Source organism: Vibrio sp. 2130-1, from assembly GCF_033339515.1.
The window spans coordinates 1-534 of the sequence record NZ_JAWOUT010000673.1 but is presented as its reverse complement, the minus strand read 5'-3'; the positions used below and the strand labels follow the sequence as shown (position 1 = coordinate 534).

Sequence of the window (534 nt, the reverse complement as noted above, 5' to 3'; positions counted from 1 at the left end):
CGGAATTACCAAAATTTGAAGACGTTGATGCGTTGTTAGCAGAAGATTTTGTCTCTCGTAGCACTGAGATCCTATCAGCACTGATTGGTGATGAACTGGCGGAAGAGCAAGTTAACGCAATGGTTGACGCTGCGTTCCAATTCCCAGCACCAATCAACCAAGTAAAAGAAGGCGTTTACGCGCTAGAACTTTTCCATGGCCCGACGTTAGCATTTAAAGATTTCGGTGGCCGTTTCATGGCGCAATCCCTTGCGGCAGTTTCTAATGGCGGCAAGATCACTATTTTGACCGCAACGTCAGGCGATACTGGCGCGGCTGTTGCGCATGCTTTCTACGGAATGGAAGACATTAATGTTGTGATTCTTTACCCGAAAGGCAAGATCAGCCCGCTGCAAGAGAAGCTGTTTTGTACACTAGGTAAAAACATCCACACTGTAGCAATCAATGGTGATTTCGATGCATGTCAAGCATTGGTGAAACAAGCGTTTGATGATGCGGAGCTGCGTGAAGAGATCGGTCTGAACTCTGCAAACT

At 46.8% G+C, this 534-nt stretch carries 1 protein-coding gene; it reads left to right on the top strand.

Features of this window, described 5'->3' with window-relative positions:
- Positions 1 to 534, top strand: a 534-nt coding sequence (gene thrC / locus R7Q09_RS28075) for a threonine synthase (RefSeq protein ID WP_318144198.1), incomplete at both ends; no start/stop codon positions are given.